The sequence below is a fragment of the Chitinophagales bacterium genome (assembly GCA_041392475.1).
In the GTDB taxonomy this organism is placed as follows: domain Bacteria; phylum Bacteroidota; class Bacteroidia; order Chitinophagales; family UBA2359; genus JAUHXA01.
In genome coordinates, this window is the sequence record JAWKLZ010000002.1 from 1383614 (window position 1) to 1402285 (window position 18672).

The 18672-nt window shown below is 40.2% G+C and carries 13 protein-coding genes; 4 read left to right on the forward strand and 9 right to left on the reverse strand.

Going from position 1 to position 18672, the window contains the following annotated elements:
* Positions 1-90: 90 nt before the first annotated feature.
* Both R3E32_18880 and ybeY read left to right on the forward strand, forming a co-directional pair.
* Positions 91-528 carry an ATP-binding protein gene (locus R3E32_18880; protein ID MEZ4886800.1) on the forward strand — a complete coding sequence of 146 codons (438 nt, stop codon included), beginning with the start codon at positions 91-93 and terminating at the stop codon, positions 526-528.
* A gap of 138 nt (positions 529-666) precedes the next feature.
* Positions 667-1122: an rRNA maturation RNase YbeY gene (gene ybeY, locus R3E32_18885; GenBank protein ID MEZ4886801.1), complete on the forward strand. Its 456-nt coding sequence runs from the start codon at positions 667-669 to the stop codon at positions 1120-1122.
* Between the two features lie 88 nt (positions 1123-1210).
* Here the strand turns inward: ybeY and R3E32_18890 are convergent, their stop codons facing one another.
* Together R3E32_18890 and R3E32_18895 are read right to left on the reverse strand one after the other, a co-directional pair.
* Complete coding sequence (locus tag R3E32_18890) at positions 1211-2893, reverse strand: sodium:solute symporter (protein MEZ4886802.1); 1683 nt, start codon at positions 2891-2893, stop codon at positions 1211-1213.
* 190 nt (positions 2894-3083) lie between these two features.
* The gene (locus R3E32_18895) at positions 3084-3941 is read right to left on the reverse strand and encodes an alpha/beta hydrolase (GenBank protein ID MEZ4886803.1); all 858 of its coding nucleotides are present in this window, start codon (positions 3939-3941) and stop codon (positions 3084-3086) included.
* Positions 3942-4173: 232 nt separating this feature from the next.
* On the opposite strand from R3E32_18895, the gene R3E32_18900 reads away from it, so the two are divergent.
* Complete coding sequence (locus R3E32_18900) at positions 4174-5295, forward strand: sorbosone dehydrogenase family protein (GenBank protein MEZ4886804.1); 1122 nt, start codon at positions 4174-4176, stop codon at positions 5293-5295.
* A gap of 46 nt (positions 5296-5341) precedes the next feature.
* On the opposite strand, the gene R3E32_18905 is transcribed toward R3E32_18900, so the two are convergent.
* The 5 genes from R3E32_18905 to R3E32_18925 all read right to left on the reverse strand — a co-directional run bounded on the left by R3E32_18905 (position 5342) and on the right by R3E32_18925 (position 14310).
* A complete protein-coding gene (locus tag R3E32_18905) occupies positions 5342-6832 on the reverse strand; it encodes a HAMP domain-containing sensor histidine kinase (protein ID MEZ4886805.1) in 1491 nt (496 codons plus the stop codon).
* Positions 6833-6966: 134 nt separating this feature from the next.
* Positions 6967-7857 carry a hypothetical protein gene (locus tag R3E32_18910; protein ID MEZ4886806.1) on the reverse strand — a complete coding sequence of 297 codons (891 nt, stop codon included), beginning with the start codon at positions 7855-7857 and terminating at the stop codon, positions 6967-6969.
* Positions 7854-9536, reverse strand: coding sequence for a class I SAM-dependent methyltransferase (locus R3E32_18915; protein MEZ4886807.1), 1683 nt, complete (start codon positions 9534-9536; stop codon positions 7854-7856). Before R3E32_18915 ends, R3E32_18910 begins: the two co-directional genes overlap by 4 nt.
* 54 nt (positions 9537-9590) lie before the next feature.
* Positions 9591-10790, reverse strand: a complete 1200-nt coding sequence (locus R3E32_18920; protein MEZ4886808.1) for a phospholipase D family protein — start codon at positions 10788-10790, stop codon at positions 9591-9593.
* Positions 10791-10845: 55 nt separating this feature from the next.
* The gene (locus tag R3E32_18925) at positions 10846-14310 is read right to left on the reverse strand and encodes a lamin tail domain-containing protein (GenBank protein ID MEZ4886809.1); all 3465 of its coding nucleotides are present in this window, start codon (positions 14308-14310) and stop codon (positions 10846-10848) included.
* Positions 14311-14870: 560 nt separating this feature from the next.
* Between R3E32_18925 and R3E32_18930 the strand changes: the two genes are divergently transcribed.
* On the forward strand, positions 14871-16253 hold the full coding sequence (locus tag R3E32_18930; GenBank protein ID MEZ4886810.1) for a reverse transcriptase family protein: 1383 nt from the start codon (positions 14871-14873) through the stop codon (positions 16251-16253).
* 31 nt (positions 16254-16284) lie between these two features.
* Here R3E32_18930 and R3E32_18935 read toward each other — a convergent pair whose 3' ends face one another.
* Together R3E32_18935 and R3E32_18940 are read right to left on the reverse strand one after the other, a co-directional pair.
* Positions 16285-17448 (reverse strand): DUF3095 family protein, encoded by a 1164-nt coding sequence (locus R3E32_18935; protein ID MEZ4886811.1) that lies wholly within the window; start codon positions 17446-17448, stop codon positions 16285-16287.
* 130 nt (positions 17449-17578) lie between these two features.
* Positions 17579-18637 (reverse strand): tetratricopeptide repeat protein, encoded by a 1059-nt coding sequence (locus R3E32_18940; protein MEZ4886812.1) that lies wholly within the window; start codon positions 18635-18637, stop codon positions 17579-17581.
* Positions 18638-18672 lie beyond the last annotated feature (35 nt).

The following is an 18672-nucleotide window of genomic DNA, read 5'->3' on the forward strand; positions in this document are numbered from 1 at the left end:
ACTACAACTTCTTTCAGCTCAATAAAACAACCATTAGAAGCCTATACTTATGCAACTATCCATCTAAAACCATCTATAAAAGACAAATTTATGTTTGCTAATAAAGAATTTTACCTTCAATTAAGTTCACATCCTCAAAATATTCGATTGGTAGAACCTTATGTGTTGAAAGTAAAAAGGCGATTCGATATTAATGACGAAATTTACTTCAATATTTTATTGGTGTTGACAGAAGCTGTAAACAACTGCATTCTACATGGCAATCAAGCCGATCCCCGCAAACATGTCCACATACGTATGCACCCACACCGCAATGCGCTTTATTTTGTAGTAAGAGATGAAGGAGAAGGTTTTAACCCCGAAAGACTTCCAGACCCTACACAGCCTGATAGACTGACCTGTACAAATGGTCGAGGTGTATTTTTGATGCGTGAACTATCCGATAGTGTACAGTATTCTAATGATGGTCGGCAAGTAGAAATTTCTTTTCAGCTACATCCATTAGAAACAAATGAAATTAAAAATTAATGCCACACTTCAAAATCACCTTTTTATGAGTTTGATGTTGTGAAGTTATTTTTGGAGTGTTCCTATCCAAATTCTTCCTTGTTTTAGCGGTTAAATGGTTATCTTGCCCTTCTATATCAACCAATAAACAGACAAACATTGGAACCATCAACCGCCGAAATCAACATCTTCTTCCACACCGAACCTCCACTTGCGTTTGAGTTAGTACCTACCAAGGAACACAACTACCGTCAATGGCTCTCCGATGTCATCACCACAGAAGGCTATGAGCTATTAGAACTCAACTATATCTTTTGCAGTGATGAACACCTCCACGAAATGAATATGCAATACCTTCAACACGATACTTTAACAGATGTGATTACTTTTGATAATTCGGATGAGGAATGTCATATTGAAGGAGATATATTCATCAGTGTGCCACGTATTGAAGAAAATGCCGAAAAATTTGGTGTGCGTTTTTTGGAGGAATTGAAGCGAGTGATGGTGCATGGCTTGTTGCACCTGATAGGTTATGGCGACAAAACCGAATCAGAACAGTCGGTAATGCGGGAGAAAGAGGATTATTATTTGAAGGAAGGGGTTGACAAATAATTCTTTTCAAGAACTAAAAAAGCACCAAACCCAAACACTATATTGAGTTTGGATTTGATGCTTGAAATTGTATTTTTAAAATATTTTCCTACCAAAAATACCCCACAATTATCGCCGTTACAATCAACAAAAGAACGGATAAAATACGGAAATTCTTGTACCACGGCAAGCCTTCCAAAGACTTGGTATCTTCATCAAACAACTCCTTCGTGTAAATATAAGAACCAATTTGAGCTGGATCAGGCGGAGGAGTCATCAAACTTACCGAAATATGAACCATTGAACACAAAATGGTCAAATAAGCAGTCATGTGCAAAAAGTGAATGTCATTGAGGAAAGGAACAAGCTCCATAGCCTTAGACAACAACAAGAACACTGCAAACACAAAACCCGTCAATAGGGCTGCAATCGAACCTGTACTGTTAGCACGTCTCCAGAAAAGTCCTAAGATAAACACTGCAACGACTGGCGGACAGATAAACGATAGGACGATTTGAAGGTATTTGAAGAGTGAGCCAAAACGTTCAATTTGAGGAGCCCAAGCCGAAGCCAAAACCACCAAAACCAACGTTGCTATCTGACCTACTTTCACCAATTGTTTGCTCGTCAAATCGGGTTTGATTTTCTGCACAAAGTCCATCGTAATCAGCGTTGAAGCAGAATTGAAGGTAGCCGAAACACTCGACATCATTGCCGCCAAAAGCCCCGCCAATACGATTCCCAACAGTCCTGTTGGCAATAAATTGAACAACAATACAGGATAGGTCATATTCGGACAGTCAGCTAGATTGGTACAAACTGCGCCACTCGGAAGGTGGTAATTCAATGCGGTCAAATCCAAATCGGAATACAACATAATCGCCAATACGCCAGGCATAACCATGATAAAAATAACAGGCAACTTCAACAAACCTGCAAACAAAGCTCCCCAACGACCGTGATTTAAGTCTTTGGCTCCCAAAATTCGCTGTACCATAAACTGATTGTTTGCCCAAAAGTAAAAACCCAAAATCGGTACGCCAAAAAACAATCCTGTCCACGGCATAAATTCATCACTTGCAGGTCTGACCAGACTAAATATCTCATCGGCATTCAGCGCCAATTCACCTGCCGCATTTTTAGCATTCAGTCCGTCCAACAATGCTGTCCAACCGCCCACTTCTTGAAAGGCGAAAAAGGTGAGAATACAAGACCCAATAATCAGCAATATTGCCTGAATCACCTCTGTTTGAATCACAGAGTTCAGTCCCCCAGGAATCGTATAGGCTGCTGCTGCAAATGCCAAAATGACGATAATCATCCACGTATCCAATTCGGGAAAAATGATTTTGAGAACCAAGTTACCCACATACAAACCTGCTGCGGTATCAATAATTACATTCCCAATGATGGTGATAAACGAAAAATAGTATCTGGAACGGCTGTCATAACGTCTTTCCAAAAATTCTGGCATCGTATAGACTTTCGAGCGCAAATAAAACGGCAAAAAGAAAATGGAGAAAAAGATCAGAACTACGACTGCAAACCATTCATAATTATAGACATGTACGTTAGTCATATAGGCATCTCCCGCCAAACCAACCAAAGTAGAACTGGAGATGTTGGCGGCAAACAATGAAATTCCTACAATGGGCCAGGTCATATCCCGACCTGCCAAAAAATACTCTTCCGAACTCTCCCGTTTGGCATGGTACAGCCCATAACCAATAATCAAAACACCGTACATAATCATAATGCCGATGTCAATGTAACTTAGTTGAAATTGCTCCATAGTGTTTGTGTTTTCTTTGTTATTTAGTTCAATGATATGGTTTTGTTAGGCTAAAATATTTCAAGGTAGGGTGTATTTACATAGAGTCAAAAAACAAAGGTTTGTACCTTTGAAGTAAAGTTTATTTTATGCTGCAAAATGAGATTTTGGGTATTTTCATACCCAAAACCTTTGCATTTTTTTATTTCAATCAACTCAAAGTCAAAGTCGTATCCAATTGTTTTTCCATCCAATCCAGCGCATATTGCAGCACCTCCAATTTTTCGGGTTCATTGTGGATTTCATGGTACAAGCCAGGCCACTCTTTGTAAGTTGCAATCTTACCTGCCTTTTTCGCAAACTCCCTGCTACCTTCATACCCCGTCAAAGCATCGGCAGTCCCATGCATCAGCAACATAGGAACGGTAAGCATTGCAGCATTGTCCATTGCTTTTTGTGCTTGTTGGAAACAACTCAAAAACAGTCGTCCCGAAACTTGGTCGTGTACCAAAGGATCCCCTTCGTAAGCTATTGCCACCGATTTGTCTCTTGAAAGTTTGTCCAAAGGAAGTTTGTTGGGTTGCGTTAAACTGCCTCCAAAAAAATCTGCAAATTTTGCCAAACGCACCTGACCTTTCGTTGGAGGATTCGGCAAAGTCAGCCACGGCGCACTCGCAATGACTCCTTCCACAGCAGGTTTTCGTTCCAAAGCGTGATTCACCACAATATTGCCGCCCATGCTGTGACCATATACAAACTTGGGTTCACCAGGAAAACGTTTGGTCGCTTCCGCCAAAGTTCTATCTACTTGATCCAGAAGAATTTGATAAGAGGAAACATGCCCTCGTTTGCCTTCTGACTGCCCATGCCCCCGTAAATCACAAGCAATAACCGCATACCCATGAAGGGTGAAAAAATCTGCAACATGCTCATAACGCCCACTGTGTTCGCCCATTCCATGAATCAAACAGATAACAGCTTTCACCTTTGACGAATCATCGGGTTGCCATGTTTGGGCAAAAACCAATTTACCATCGCTTTCGTACCAATTGAAGGAAGTGTGTTTCAAAGTCTTTTCATTTTAAATGGCAACATTGTTTTGTGCTTAAAAAAATTTAGTTCACAATCAACTATTTATGAGGCAATTTAACCATCGAGCAATTCAACAATTTTACCATTTTACAGTTAAATATTTATCTCGCCGACCAAGATAATAAAAAATCTTCTATTCCAATTCTTCAAAACATTTGCTTGCTTCAATTGTCTTAATTTTGTTTCTTTCGTTAAAAATCATCATTATCATGAGGTATTTATTGTTATCAATTACCACTGTCATCCTATTTTTCGTTTTCGTCAACTGCTCGGTATCTGTTCCTATGAAGCCTGTTGAACGAGATATTGCAGAAATTACTTTACCCGAAGGCTTCAAAATCAGCTATTTCGCCAAAGACATCGAAAATGCCCGTTCACTTTGTAGAGGCGACAAAGGAACTATTTTTGTAGGTACTCGAAGTGTAGGAAATGTCTATGCAGTGACGGATGAAAACAATGACTATCAGGCAGATAAAATCATTACCATTGCAGAAGGATTGAACATGCCCAATGGTGTAGCCTTCAAAGATGGCGCACTCTATGTGGCGGAGGTCAACAAAGTTTGGCGGTATGATGACATCGAAAATAACTTGAACACTATTCCTGAACCTGTCTTGGTGCGAGGTGATTTTCCCGAAGAAACCCACCACGGTTGGAAATTCATTCGATTTGGCCCTGACGGAAAACTTTACATTCCCGTAGGCGCACCCTGCAATATTTGCGAAAAAGAAGAAGAAATATTTGCTTCCATCATGCGAATGAATCCCGATGGTAGTGATTTAGAAGTGTTTGCTCATGGAGTCCGCAATTCAGTGGGTTTCGACTGGCATCCAACTACGGGCGAACTTTGGTTTACCGACAACGGAAGAGATTGGCTCAACGATGACGAGCCTCCTTGTGAACTCAACCATGCACCCCAAAAAGGAATGCACTTTGGCTATCCCTACTGTCATGGAGGAACCATCAAAGACCCCAAATTTGGCGACAAAAGACCTTGCAGCGATTTCACCGCTCCAGCCCAAAATCTTGGCCCACACGTTGCGCCTTTGGGAATGAGGTTTTACACAGGACAAATGTTTCCCGAAAAGTATAAAAATCAAATTTTTATTGCAGAACACGGTTCGTGGAATCGAAGCGACAAAATTGGTTATCGCTTGACCATGGTGACACTCGACGAAAACTACAAAGCGACTTCCTATAAGCCTTTTGCAGAAGGATGGCTCAAAAATGGTGATGTTTCGGGGCGACCTGTTGATATCATGCACCTACCTGATGGCTCATTGTTGGTATCAGACGATTTTGCCAATGCTATTTATCGGATTAGTTATTAGCGAGTTAGTATATCAGTAGCTTGTGGAGTAATCACTGGCCAACTTCCTATCCATAAACAGGCAATTGAAACGAAAACCTTGCGCCCTCTTGCAGTTTACTCGTCACCATTGGAGTTGTATCATGCAACTCCAATATCTTTTTGACAATCGCCAATCCCAAACCAAAACCGCCAATGGTATTTTTTTCACCATTCGTTCTAGTATGGGTTTGATAACGTTCAAATACATAAGGTATATTTTCGTTTGCAATTCCCACTCCCGTATCTGAAACCTGTACTTCAATAGCCTTTTCCTTTTTGACCAGTTTGATAAAAACCTCCCCCCCTTCTGGAGTAAATTTGATGGCATTATCCAGAAGATTCTGCAAAACCCGTTCAATCAAAGAAATATCACCTAAAACCATCGGCATTCCATCTGTAACAACCGTTTTCAGCTCCACCCCTTTTTCCCTTGCCAAAACATCGTATTTATAATACGCATCTTGCACCAACTCTTGCATAAAAAACGGTTCTTTTTTGGGTTTCACCTGTTTTGCCTCCAACTTCGATAACTCAAACAATTCCGACACCATTTTCTTCAATTTTGCAGTACTCTTCATGATGATTTCGATGTAGCGTTTGCGCTCCTCATTCGTCAAAGTTTCCTCCTTCATCATCAATGTTTCGATATAACCATGAATAACTGCCAAAGGTGTGCGTAAGTCATGTGAAATATTGGCAACCAACTCTCTACGCAAGATGTCCGCCGATTTCATATCTTCAATATTTGCCAAAATCGTATCTGCCATATCATTGAAGGCACTCCCCAAATCTGCAATTTCTCCGCTTGAAGGCAAATGCACCCTTGCAGTCAAATCCCCCTCTTGGAATTTTTTAACGGTACTAATAATATTTCGCAAATTGCTGGTCAAAAGCCAAATAGCTCCCAACCCAATTACAATGGCTGCAACAATGGTAAACAAAATTGAAGTCGTTCCCAAATGATACAAATAGCCCCACAAACGGCTGTCCATCACCACATGGTATTCTTCGCTCGCCAAAATCACATAGATATACCCCTTTTCTTTCCCTTTCTCCCCGACTGCTGTTGCAGAAAAAACCTTTTTCATCATCTTGTTTCGAGGATCTTCACCCAGTACAAAAGTCTTTCCTTTTGAATCAATGAATTTTTTGATGGGATCCAAATCCACCATGTTCAGTTTTAGTTTATCAACAGGAGCTGCATAACCCAAAATTTCTCCGTTCGGGCTAAGTAAATACACTTCAATCATGGGATTAATAGCCTTCACATCTGCCCTCAGTTCAGCCAATTCTTCTTCCATGACCATTCCGCTTTTAGAAAAAGAAGGCAACTTTTCGCTGATGCTTTGGGCTACATGGGAGTTGACTTGCTGTGTCACCTCACACGCATATCTATTTGAAGAATAAGCAGCTATGGCTATATAAGCAAAACCAATGATAATCAACATCACCAAAAAAATAGCCGATATTTTCCAATACAAACTATCCCAAACCTTTCCCAAAAAACTCTTTTGCATATCTGTAAGATTTATTTTACACAAAGGTATAGACTTGTTCGACTCCCGAAAATTGAATGTCTATTTTTTGAAAGATACGGCGGTGTAACTTAGGTTGTTGTCTATATTGTGACAGTGGTCGCATTACAAATTATTCAACGGCGTTTTAGTTTCTTTACCACCTTCTTCTCAAATTTTTTAAGCAGTTTTTTTTCGTAGTGTTTTTTGCTCTTGTTCATAGAAGCTGTGCGGAATTCTTCCAAAAAAAATAACTGTAAATTCGATTTCTTTTCATTGCCATCCACTACTACTTTTAGGATATGGGTGTGCCAATCGGGAAGCATTAGTATTGGCACTAAATAACTTGTTTGAAATTCCAGATAAGTGGTGTCTTGCAGATACATCTCACGGAATTTGTCAAAGGGCATTTCTGTATGCGGACTTCCATATCGAATGTTTTCAGGAGTTTCAAGGAGAGCGTTGAGGTCATAATTTTGATAGAGCTTAAAAATTCTATTTTGCAGTTCTTCTTTGGAGCAGTCAAATTGGTAGGTTTCATTGTAGATAATCTCCATTTGTTTGGTCTTTGGGGCAACAGAAGTAGCCAAAAATGCAAAACTGCTCACCAATACCATTCCCAACCGCACATATTTTACTACAGAGGGCGACAAACAATCTTTGAAGGAAGATGAAGGCCGATAAAAATAGGCAAGAGGCAAAACCAACAAAGCCCACAAATCGGTGTAATCCACTATTCTTGCCAATGGGAAAACTCCTAAGTTGTTCCATGCTTCAATAAAAACCTGACTACAAGGGCTTTTCCACCATATAAATGCACAGGCGACAAATACAAAAACCTGTTTTTTGAAGCGAGGAAAGAACGCCGCCCAAAACAAGGGAAAGACAAACAAACCTGCAAAATCGGACAGTTTACCCGTCAAAAAATTGCTGTAAGCGTCTTTCCAAACCCAATCGTTGGCGCACAATAGCAACAAAGCAAGGACAAAAAACGGAGAATTGAAGATGGAGAAAGAGGATTGTTTCATGGATGTTGTGATAGAGGATGATTCATCTCTGAAACGCTGAAAATAGAATTGGGTATATGTTTTTGCTTCGATTTCTTTCCTCGATTCATGCGTCTATCCGACAATTTTAGCCAAATACTATTAGCAATTTTAATATCTGCATTTGAAAAACCAAAACTTTCCTTCAATAATTTTTCATTTGTATAAGCCAAAATTTCTTCAATGCTTTTATCCAATCGCATCATTTCGTCAATAATGATTACCAAGTCTTTGTGACTTTCTTGGTAAGGAATCAATATCTGTTCCACCTCACTCGGCATTAACTCCAATACGCCTCCGCCATAACTCCGCCCCGAAATTTCTGCAAAAGCAAAGGACAAAGAATTATAAAAACTCGCTGCCAAAGCCTCCACATTTATTCCTTCTTTCATGCGTACTCGGTGCATCGTGTCCGTAGTGTAAGCCTTTGCTTCATTCACAATCAATTTGGGATAACGATTGCTCCGTCGAATAAACAAAGCATCTGGCCCCCAAACAGAAGGCACAATCTGCCATTCTTCTCGAATTCTGCATTTATAGCCTTTGTGAATCTTCAACTTTTCACCATATTCCAAATACGCCATTGCTTGCAGGTTTTTTTGCAGTTCCTTCAAAAGTGGAAACTCCAAAAAGTGCGCTTTTGCTAAAGATTGACTGTTCAATTCCCAATCATCTTCCGTAAATCGGATACTTTTGACTTGCACACTCCGACCAACCATTGGCTTGGAATAGTCTTCTAAATGGTATTTTTTGACGGTCGATAATGGAACAGTGAAAAAATTATTTGCTCCCGTAGTAATGCCCACTTCCACTTTCGCAAAATCCCCGATTGAAGGAACAATTTTTTCTTTGGTCAATCGCTCCAAAAAATCTATTTCTCTTTGCTCCAAAAAATAAAATGTCCACTTATTCGACTGAAAATCAATCTTTTTTTGTGGTTGCTTCAATATGGTTAAATCTATCTCCTTCAATACACTTGCATCCTCTACTTCAATGTGTTCGATTAAGTGTTGCGTGCTTCCATTGCGTTCACAAAGCAACAAAACCACTTCTTGTTGAATATCGGGAAAGACCAGTTTTTGGAAAGAAACAATGTTGATTTTATTAAAAAAATGGGCTAAAAACTGCCGCAAAGGTTTGGCATAAGAAACCTGCAATAATTCGGCAGGCACCACAAAAGCAATCTTGCCTTTTTCTTTCAATAAAAGCGAAGAACCAACCACAAAAGACACCCACGCATTGGTCAGTTTGGAGTACTTCAAGTCCGCTTTTTTGAAAATTTCTTCTGCTGCAATTTGTTGGATGCTGTCAAAAAACTGATAGCGAATATAAGGAGGGTTGCCAATCACCAAATCAAATTTCTGCTCGGTCGTATTGCAGAAATCGTGAAAATCCGTATTCAAAACGATTGTATTCTTCAATTCAATGGCATTTGCTTTTTCGACTTCTATTTCATCCAGTTCTATTGCAGTAAGGGATTGAAAAGCAGTATTTTTCTCCTTCATTTGCCGCAAAAAAACACCATCTCCACAACTCGGTTCTAATACTTCATAGTCCGTTGCCCCATTGATTGCCCAATCCAACATAAAATTGGTAATTGGAGCAGGCGTATAAAAACCACCTCTTAATTTTTGTTGGGATTCGTTTTTTGCGAGTTTCATTTAGTTGCTATTTGTCCTTAAAATTAGGCATTTTCTATCAAAAACAGTAAAATACTAATGAATTTCAATAAAGAAAGGCTCTTTCCTTCCCTTTGAAGGCGCATATAAAAACAAATCCTTTCCTTTTAGGTTTCCATTTTTGATAATATCTCCAACACTGCCCCAAGAAAGTGAAGTAGTGTAATTTCCTTGATTGGCAACTCCACTTGGCTTGTGCCTCACCTCTAAAGTATGTATGCCTTTATCCTCTCCATTTATCTTGATACTAAATTGAATAATGGCTCTTTCTACAAGCGGTTTGGCTCTAATCACTCCCCATTCAAATTTTCCCCACAAGGTATTTCTAAAGTAACTTGTTTGGTCAATTACCTCCCCATTGATTTGCCATTTTGCCTGTGTCAATCGCAAACCTCCTGTTGGGTTCGTACCTTCTCTACTGTATTGGACATCAGAACCTGGTAGTTTTATTTTGCGCCATACCAAATTTCCCTTGTTGATAGGAGATGAAATAACAGAAACTACTTTTGAAGCTTCCTCTACTACTTTTTGTTTCTTTTTTTGAAGCAACTTCTTAACAAAATTATCGGGAACTTTAGACAACTTTACGGCAGGAAACAACTCCTTAATCTCCTTGATAATAGATTGATTTTCGGATTTGACAACAGGAGTTTTTCGATAACTCGCTTTTACTTTTTCTTCATTTGGAACAATCCCCGCCTCATATAAATTATTGATTAATCGATGACTCAATCCTTGTATATTCACATCTTCTCCACTCAAAAAATCCTTGTAATAACTTTTGATTTGCTGCAACAACAACCTACCTTTTACATCAAATACTTCAAAATCAACAACCAAAGAAGCTTCCAGATTTCTAAATAAACCTTGCACTGTCAAATTTGAAGACCCCACAATGACTCGGCATTTTTCTTTTCCTTCAAATAAATACAATTTGGGATGAAATATAATGGGCGAATTAGTGTAGTAAACTGCGACTTTTGCACGTATCGACAACAATTCTTCCAGTGCCTCCTTTGGTGTTCCTTGCTGATCAATTCCAACATAAATCGTTGTTTTAAGATTGGGGTTCGTTTCCATCAATTTTCTCAAACCACCTACTCCTTTTTTACTCGCAAAAGCAACAATACACAAGAAACTTTCAAAACTCGTATCCTTCAATGTATTCATTATCACATTTCCTGCAGAATTTTCAGGCTTGTCGGGCAAACCTTGCCCTATAAAATTGATTTCCATTTTGTTGTAATTTTTCTCAAATTAATTAAAGGATTCATTAATATAAGATTATGCCCTACTTCAACCTCCCCCCAACAACCACCGTCTCCTTCCAAACTTCCCGATTACCCTCCAAATCATACGCCTCCACAAACACAATGTAAATCCCCAACCGAGCCTTCTCACCATTCTCCAAAATACCATCCCATTTAAAACTACCACTATTGCCCGCCAATTCACTCTGCACCAATTGACGCACCTCCTGCCCTCGACTATCAAAAATCGAAATATTTAGGACAAAACCTGGCTGGTCAAATTCGTATTGAATCGTGGTGAAATCCTTAAAGCCATCACCATCGGGCGAAAAAGACGAGGGTTCAATGCTAATACTTTTACCGCTATCAGTTGGAGCAAAAAATTGAGAATTTTGGTAGCCAGGAGTAGCAAAACAAACACCTTCCGCCGCCGATTGCCAGTTGTTTGGATCTTGCGAAGGAGCATTGACATCAATGCGCTCCAAAGACACCCCATTTTCGTTCCGCAGAAGAGAATAGTGCCAATCGGCAAAATAATGCACTTGATCCAACACAATCGTTCGGAAAGGTTCAGTAATCGCCACAACGCCCTCTCTATCATCGTAAGTCGGCAAATCGGCGGTTAAAAAACTGCCCATCGGCAAATTATTGCAGCGACCGTAGTAGGTGCGAACTTGATTCACATTTTCGGTCAAAACGAGGTACTGATTCGGATAGAGTGAATATCGTTCTTCAACAATTGGAGAAACATTAATCAAGGAATCGGGGTTTTCCTCAATGTCTACATTCGCTAACAACCAACCAAACAACTGAATGATTTTGTTGGACTTATTGTAGATTTCCACAAAATCTACACCTCCACTTACTGGATTAAACAAAATTTCGTTGATGACCAAATCGCCCACTTCTGGAGCTTTCGCAATGCCCAAAGGTACTTGATTCAATCCGCCAATTGCATTTCCCGCACAGTCCGTAATGCCTTGAACCGTCATCGTATAAATCTGGTCTTGCTGCAATGGATTTGCCAACAAAAGCAAGACACTGTTGAAGTTAGGGGCTTGAAGTAGGGCAATAATGGGCTGACCAATTCCATCACTCACATTGAAGTAAGACAAATTGGTGGCATTGTTGGGGTTTAGGGTTTCGCTGAAAAAAAGCTGTATTTGGGTCGCTGTAATCGCTTCTGCCCTCAGCAAATCGGGAAAAGTCTGGTCGGGATTGGTCGCAAAGATGGAGTTTTGAAGACCAGGCGTTCCACCAATTGTTGCATTTGAAGCCCGCCAATTGTTTGCGCCTTCGCAGGGGTTCGCTGGGTCTATCATTTCCAAAGTCCAGCCACCTTCTTGCTTCACCTCATCTCTGTACCAAAAATCTTGATAGCTTACCGTATGAATCAAGTTTTGGGAAGGATTCAACAGCGTGATGGTTTCGCCCGAATTGGTTAAACTCGGAAAACCAGTGACTCCCAAAGTTGGCGCACCTAAAGCCAAAAAATCAGCGACTTTGCTCATTGGACAAAGCACGACATATTGCTTGGGCAACAGCAAATAATTGCCTAAAACTGTGCTGTCACCACTATCTCCCAAGTACCAACCTCCGAGATTGATGGTTTTATCGCTTCGGTTGTAGAGTTCCACAAATTCGGATTCAGGCAGGTTCAATTGCGGAACATTGAAGACTTCTGGAATGGTGAAATCGGTGTAAATCTCGTTGATAAGTACATCAAAAATATCGGCAGCTTGGGGAATTGCCAGTTGAATTTGAAGGTTTTGACCCACATTTCCCACGCAATCTTCGATGCCATTGATGGTCAGCGTATAAAGCGTTCCTTGCTGCAATGGGCTATCTAAAAATAGTGTTACCATCTGCAAATCTTCTACTACGGATTGAACTCCAATGCCATTGTTCAGGCTGTAATTGGAGGGATTTGAAGCTGAAAATAAGTCAATAGCTTCGTCAAAAGTCACTTCAATCGCTTGGTCGCCATCGAGGTTGGCAGATACGATTTTTGGGGCTTCATTGTCGGGAAACAAACCCAAAACGCTGTTCGCCTGTCCAGGTGTGCCGCCTTTCGCATCCAAAGATGCTATCCAATTGTTGGCAGTTTCGCAAAGATTCTCGGGATTGATGATTTCCAAAGTCCATCCACCATCGTTTTTCATATCATCTCTGTACCAACTGCTACTGTAATTGACTTGGTTGATAGTCAATCCTGTATTGGATGTAAGGGTCAATTCATCGCTGGTGTTGTTCAGAGAAGGCAAAGAACTGACCGTTGCCACGTTGCCAAAAGGCTGGTAGGCAGTAGCAACAGTTCCTTGAGCACAGACAATCAAGTAGCTCTTGGAAGGAAGCGTAATCGGTGGTAAGGTAGCTGAAGTGCTGGCATCCGAAATCGTCCAATTGGCAAGCGGAATGTCAAAGTCACTTCTATTGTACAATTCAACAAATTCAAATTCAGGCAAACCAACGGGCGGTGCTGGGTCGGGAAAAAATTCGCTGATGATGATGTCGTTTTCTTGGGCTTCAAAATAAGCGATTTGTCGGGTTGTTGTTTCTATTTCGTTTCCTGCCAAGTCTGCAATGTTGCTGATTTGGAGTTCATTTGATACACTTGATTGCAGTGGGGTATCGAAATTGAGGCGTACTAAAGTGGGATTGACGAGGCTAGCCATTGAAGGAGTTTCGCTGTTGTTGAGGAGGTAATTATTTTCATCTTCAGATGTTTCTGCACTAACCGCTTCGTTGAAAACGACTTCAATAACCGTGCTACTGATAGCATTTGCGCTCACAATTTCGGGGGCTTGGGTATCCACTACAATGTCGCCTACAAAAAAATCATCGAAGAAAAATTTGGCAGCATTGGTTTGACTATACCGAATCAATACGCCAAAATGGGTGCTATTGGTGTGAGTCAAATCCGTGGCTGTTCCTTCAATGCTGAAAATCGAACCTCCTCCAATAGCCGTCTGCAAAGTCCACAATCCTTCGGCAGTACGAGTTACTTTTACACTAACAGGATTGTTCGTACTACTGCCAATCGTTCCGCCCAAACCATTGATAATCTTAGTTTCTTCGCCATTGTCTATCCGAAACAAACTGACATCATCCGATGTATCACCAATTCGTACAAAATAACCATTGGGGGTTTCCTTCAAATTATTGGTGTCGGACACCAAAAAAATATCCATGTAGTTATTGGAAGAAGTGCTGAGTCGGGGATTGGCGAAAAATTGCCATTCGGTGTTGTTGATAGCTGTGGAAGGGGTGGTCAGTTGCAGCAAAGTTCCTGTAATGGCTGGGCCGTTGGATTGCAGTTGTCCATCGGCTATTATCCAATCGGCTGTATCACCGCTCCAGGTAGGGTTTTCGGTAAAATTTCCGTCATTGAAGTTTTCGCAAAGGAAATAGGTATCGGGATTGAGTTCGGCACAATTGAGGGCGTTTTGTGCGAAAGCATTGAAGGAAAATAGGCTGAGGAAAATGTATATTGGGAATAGACGCATGATTGCAGGTTTTGTTTTTGAAGCATGAAGGCTAAAATTACTATTTTTTCTGCAAGTTGAACACAGAGAAACAGAGGCACAGAGCTTTTTTAACTCACTTGGTTTTGGTTTTGAACGGAGAGACGCAGAGATAGGGAGAGGAGGTTTGGGGGATTTTGCAGAAATTTTGGTGACACGCTTTATGAATTGAAACGAAAATTGAACACAGAGAAACAGAGGCACAGAGTTTTTTTTAGCTCACTTGGTTTTGGTTTTGAACGGAGAGACGCAGAGATAGGGAGAGGAGGTTTGGGGGATTTTGCAGAAATTTTGGTGACACGCTTTATGAATTGAAACGAAAATTGAACACAGAGAAACAGAGGTACAGAGTTTTTTTAGCTCACTTGGTTTTGGTTTTGAACGGATATGAGAAAGAAAAAAACTAAAAATAATCGCATTTTAAGGAATTATTTTAGCAAAAAGAATGTTCTTATATTGTGACATCGATGAAGGTAAACCTACCTTCAAATGTTGGCTAACTATCTCAAAAAAAATGTTTTAACTATCAACATAACACATCTATGAGTACTACAACCACTGAAACTTGGCGTGAACGGATGCGCCGATTGGGTAGAGAATACACCGAATTGGAAGACATGGTTCGGACGGGTTTTCTTCAACTGACCAACGATGATTTGGAAAAATTTAAGGAAGCACAAAAAGAATTGAGAAGCCTTCAAAGCAAGGTTGGAAAGATTGACGGTGAGATTGGCAAGCTAAAAGATGTGGAAACGATTATCAAACACATTCGCAAACTCCGAATCGAAAGGGTGAGGGCAGAACGGGTTGAGCGCAAAAAACAAAAAGCGATTGAACTAGAAGAAAAACGCCAAAAAGAAATTGAACGCAAGCAAAAAACGCCTACTTACCTCGGTGATAAAGTTTCAAAAGGGCTAAAATATGAAGGTGGCAATGAGCAGACATTGAAGGAACTGCAATTGCCGATTATCCGAAATGCGGAGGACATTGCAAATGCGATGCAATTGACGATGGGCAAAGTTTCGTGGTTGAGTTATCATCGAGTCACCGCCAAAACAGATCACTACCACCGCTTTCAAATCCCCAAACGCAAAGGTGGCTTCCGCAGCATTTCTTCTCCAAAACCGACCTTACGCACTGCACAATCTTGGATTTTGGAGAATATCCTTTCTAAAATCACCGTCCACGAAAATGCAATGGCTTTCCGCAAGAATCGCTCGATTGTCGACAATGCCGAACCGCATCAGGGCAAAGGCGTGGTAATTCGCATGGACTTAAAAGATTTTTTTCCTTCCATACAGTTTCGCCGCATCAAGGGTTTGTTTCAAAGTTTTGGCTACAATGAAGGTGTGGCTACTATTTTTGGGTTGATTTGTACGGATGCTTTTCGGGTAAATGCAAAACTGGACGGACAGGATTTTTATGTGGCATTGAGTGAACGCTATTTACCGCAAGGGGCTTGCACTTCACCCGCTTTGACCAATATCATTTGCCGCAAATTGGATAGTAGAATGACGGGGCTTGCTCAAAAATATGAGTTCACTTATACCCGCTATGCAGACGATATGATTTTTTCGCATCCCGACAAAAACAATAAGGCTGTTCCGTGGCTATTGAAGTGTTCGCAAGAAATCATTGAAAGAGAAGGTTTTGTGATTCACCCCGATAAAACGGCTGTGATGCGCTCGCATACCCGACAGGCGGTAACTGGGATTGTGGTGAACGAAACGATGAGTGTTTCTCGGCGTGATTTGCGAAACTTTCGCAGCTTTTTGCACCACTATGAACAGGAGGGTGCGGCTGCAATGAGTGAACGAATCGGTAAGGATGCTACGCAATATGCCAAAGGCTATTGGGCTTTTGTGAATATGGTGAATGAGGAGAAGGCGGGGAAGATATTGGAGCGATATGGGTGGTTGAGGTAGAAATATTTATTCTTCAAAAAGCGTTGGTGAACTACTGGTTTATCAACGCTTTTCCTTTAAACATTTCAGCGGCAGCAGTATAACCTCCTTCTGTGCCATCCACAAAATGGATATGTGCTTCTTTTCTATCTTCTACATAACACGACATAATGGAAGCATGAGTAGTGTGGATGCCATATCTGATTTTACCTTTGGCTTCCAATTTATCCAAAAAAACCACCAATTCATCAATTTCTTGTTGTGTACCAGAAATAACATTGTTCAGCGTTCCGTCAATCATGAGTGTATAAGACAACTCACTCACTTTTTGCAGATAAGCCCGTCCTTCTTCAAAATAAATGAAATAATATTTACCGAAAATGGTAATCAGCCAGTTTTTGATGAGGTAAGCAAAGTTGTATTTACCGATGCGGGCATACATTTCCTCTTTGATTTTTTGGAGGGTTAAGTCCAACTTGAGTTTAATCGTTGAAATCGGTTGCCGTTCTTCATAAGTGCCGAAAATAGCGTTAATTTTAGCAATAATGTGCTGATACACTTTCCCTTGTAAAACATCATTGGGGCAGTTGACCAATAAGCAGACTATTCTTTCTTCGGGATAAGGCGGGTCTATTTCCTGCCAACGACATTCCATTCCTTCCAAATTTACAGGAGTAAGTTGTTTATGATTTTCTGTTTCATCGACAAAAAGGGACTTAATAATTCCCTCTGCATACTTCAATCCTGTTCCTAGTACGATTGGAACGGTGAGTTGAGCGTTTAAGTCAAATTTAGCAATTCGTATAGTCCGATTTTGTCTATATACTTCTTTGACTGGAAAAGAACCTATCTTCAAATTCAGGTGCATGTTTTTCTTAACATGGTGGCGGTAGTTCTCCAAAACAGCCAAGATTTCTTCTAAAAATGAATTTGGGAGAACGAAAGTAGCTCCATCTCCACCAAAAAAATAAGGAATTTTTAAGTTTTTGTCAATGGTTTTCAGTTTGTTCAAAACGACGATGATACCGCCCGTTGCAGTTAAATTGACATCTTTGTGAAAACCATTTTTCACTGCTTGAGTTGATTTTTCTATATCCAATACCACCATGTGCCAGTCTTCGGGAACTTGGCTAAATAAGTGTTCGTTGCCCAATAAGTTTACCAAAGACATTGAATGTTTGGTCAGGTTTTTATAGAAAAAGTGATTGTTTGTCATGTATTCATTTTTATTACAAAGATTCAATACGTAGGACATAGTTCTGCCTGTAGAAGTTTATGGCGTTTTAGCATCAGTTCTTTTTCGAGTATTTTAACTTCTATTTGTTGTAGTTTCAAGAAAATCAAAACTACTCCACATACTCCGTTCGTACCAAAAAACTCTGTGTATGAATCCTTATCGGATGAGTCAAATACCAACTCATAAAATTCTGAAAACCCTTTTTTCCTTCAAAAGTCTGTATCCAAAGATTGTAATCCCGAATATTTGCTTGATTGAATAGCCAATAGTTATAGGATTCAAAATTTCCTGCGTTTATCAATTCTTGGTGATAGGTATATAGTGGAGTAGGATAGGTTTTGTCAAAACCCTGTTGCCACAATTCCAAAAAGCGTTCTCGGTAGTTAGTAACAGATTGAATTTGATCAAAATAATCAGAGTTATCTACTTTATTATTCTTCAATGCATTTTGCAGTTCATTGTGTGCGTTTTCAAATGAATTGCTTTTCGTTCGCTCCAATAAAAGTTTGGGTTCAGGAAGGGTATCATTTAGGACACACAGATACGTGTCAAGAACAAGTTTACCCATTTCATTGAAGCGGTCGCCACCATTTCGCTCAATGTTCATAAACAGTTCACCATACAGCAATGTCCACAAAGGTTCATTGGAAGTAGCATACACTTTTGCCGCCCAAAAGTAATTGTCGGGATAATTGGGGTCAATTTTGATACCTTGTTCCCATTTATCCAAAGCTACTTGTGGCTTTTTTCGCAGCCACTCTATCACTCCCCAATCAAAATACAATTCTGCTTCGGTTGGGTATTGCTTCAATGCCTTTTGCAAAATTTTAGTACTTTGTTCGTAGTCACCCTTTAGGTCATAAGCATTGGCGAGTAGGCGGTAATACTCCAATTTTTCGGCGGGTTGTTGAATGATGGTTTGTAGGTATTCGATGGCATCCGCAAATTTGCTTTGGCGGTAATAGGCCAGCGCAAGTTGGTAGCAATACTCATCATTTTTTTTATCGTTTTTTAGGGCTTTCTCATAGTTTTTTGCAGCCTCTTTGTATTCGCCCTTTACCATGTGCTTTTTGGCAGTATTGGCATATTCTATTGCTTCGCTCGATTGTGCAAAATTTAGAATTGGTAGTAAAAGTAAGAACCAAAAGAAGATACATTTGAAGGACATGGGCTTATTGCTTAAAAAGATCTAAATGTTGTTAC

Excerpts from the sequence above, each read along its gene's own strand:
- R3E32_18880 (MEZ4886800.1), top strand. The coding sequence starts at position 91 with ATGTTTGCTAATAAAGAATTTTACCTTCAATTAAGTTCACATCCTCAA.
- R3E32_18890 (MEZ4886802.1), bottom strand. The coding sequence starts at position 2,893 with ATGGAGCAATTTCAACTAAGTTACATTGACATCGGCATTATGATTATG.
- R3E32_18900 (MEZ4886804.1), top strand. The coding sequence starts at position 4,174 with ATGAGGTATTTATTGTTATCAATTACCACTGTCATCCTATTTTTCGTT.
- R3E32_18905 (MEZ4886805.1), bottom strand. The coding sequence starts at position 6,832 with ATGCAAAAGAGTTTTTTGGGAAAGGTTTGGGATAGTTTGTATTGGAAA.
- R3E32_18910 (MEZ4886806.1), bottom strand. The coding sequence starts at position 7,857 with ATGAAACAATCCTCTTTCTCCATCTTCAATTCTCCGTTTTTTGTCCTT.
- R3E32_18915 (MEZ4886807.1), bottom strand. The coding sequence starts at position 9,536 with ATGAAACTCGCAAAAAACGAATCCCAACAAAAATTAAGAGGTGGTTTT.
- R3E32_18920 (MEZ4886808.1), bottom strand. The coding sequence starts at position 10,790 with ATGGAAATCAATTTTATAGGGCAAGGTTTGCCCGACAAGCCTGAAAAT.
- R3E32_18925 (MEZ4886809.1), bottom strand. The coding sequence starts at position 14,310 with ATGCGTCTATTCCCAATATACATTTTCCTCAGCCTATTTTCCTTCAAT.
- R3E32_18930 (MEZ4886810.1), top strand. The coding sequence starts at position 14,871 with ATGAGTACTACAACCACTGAAACTTGGCGTGAACGGATGCGCCGATTG.
- R3E32_18935 (MEZ4886811.1), bottom strand. The coding sequence starts at position 17,448 with ATGACAAACAATCACTTTTTCTATAAAAACCTGACCAAACATTCAATG.
- R3E32_18940 (MEZ4886812.1), bottom strand. The coding sequence starts at position 18,637 with ATGTCCTTCAAATGTATCTTCTTTTGGTTCTTACTTTTACTACCAATT.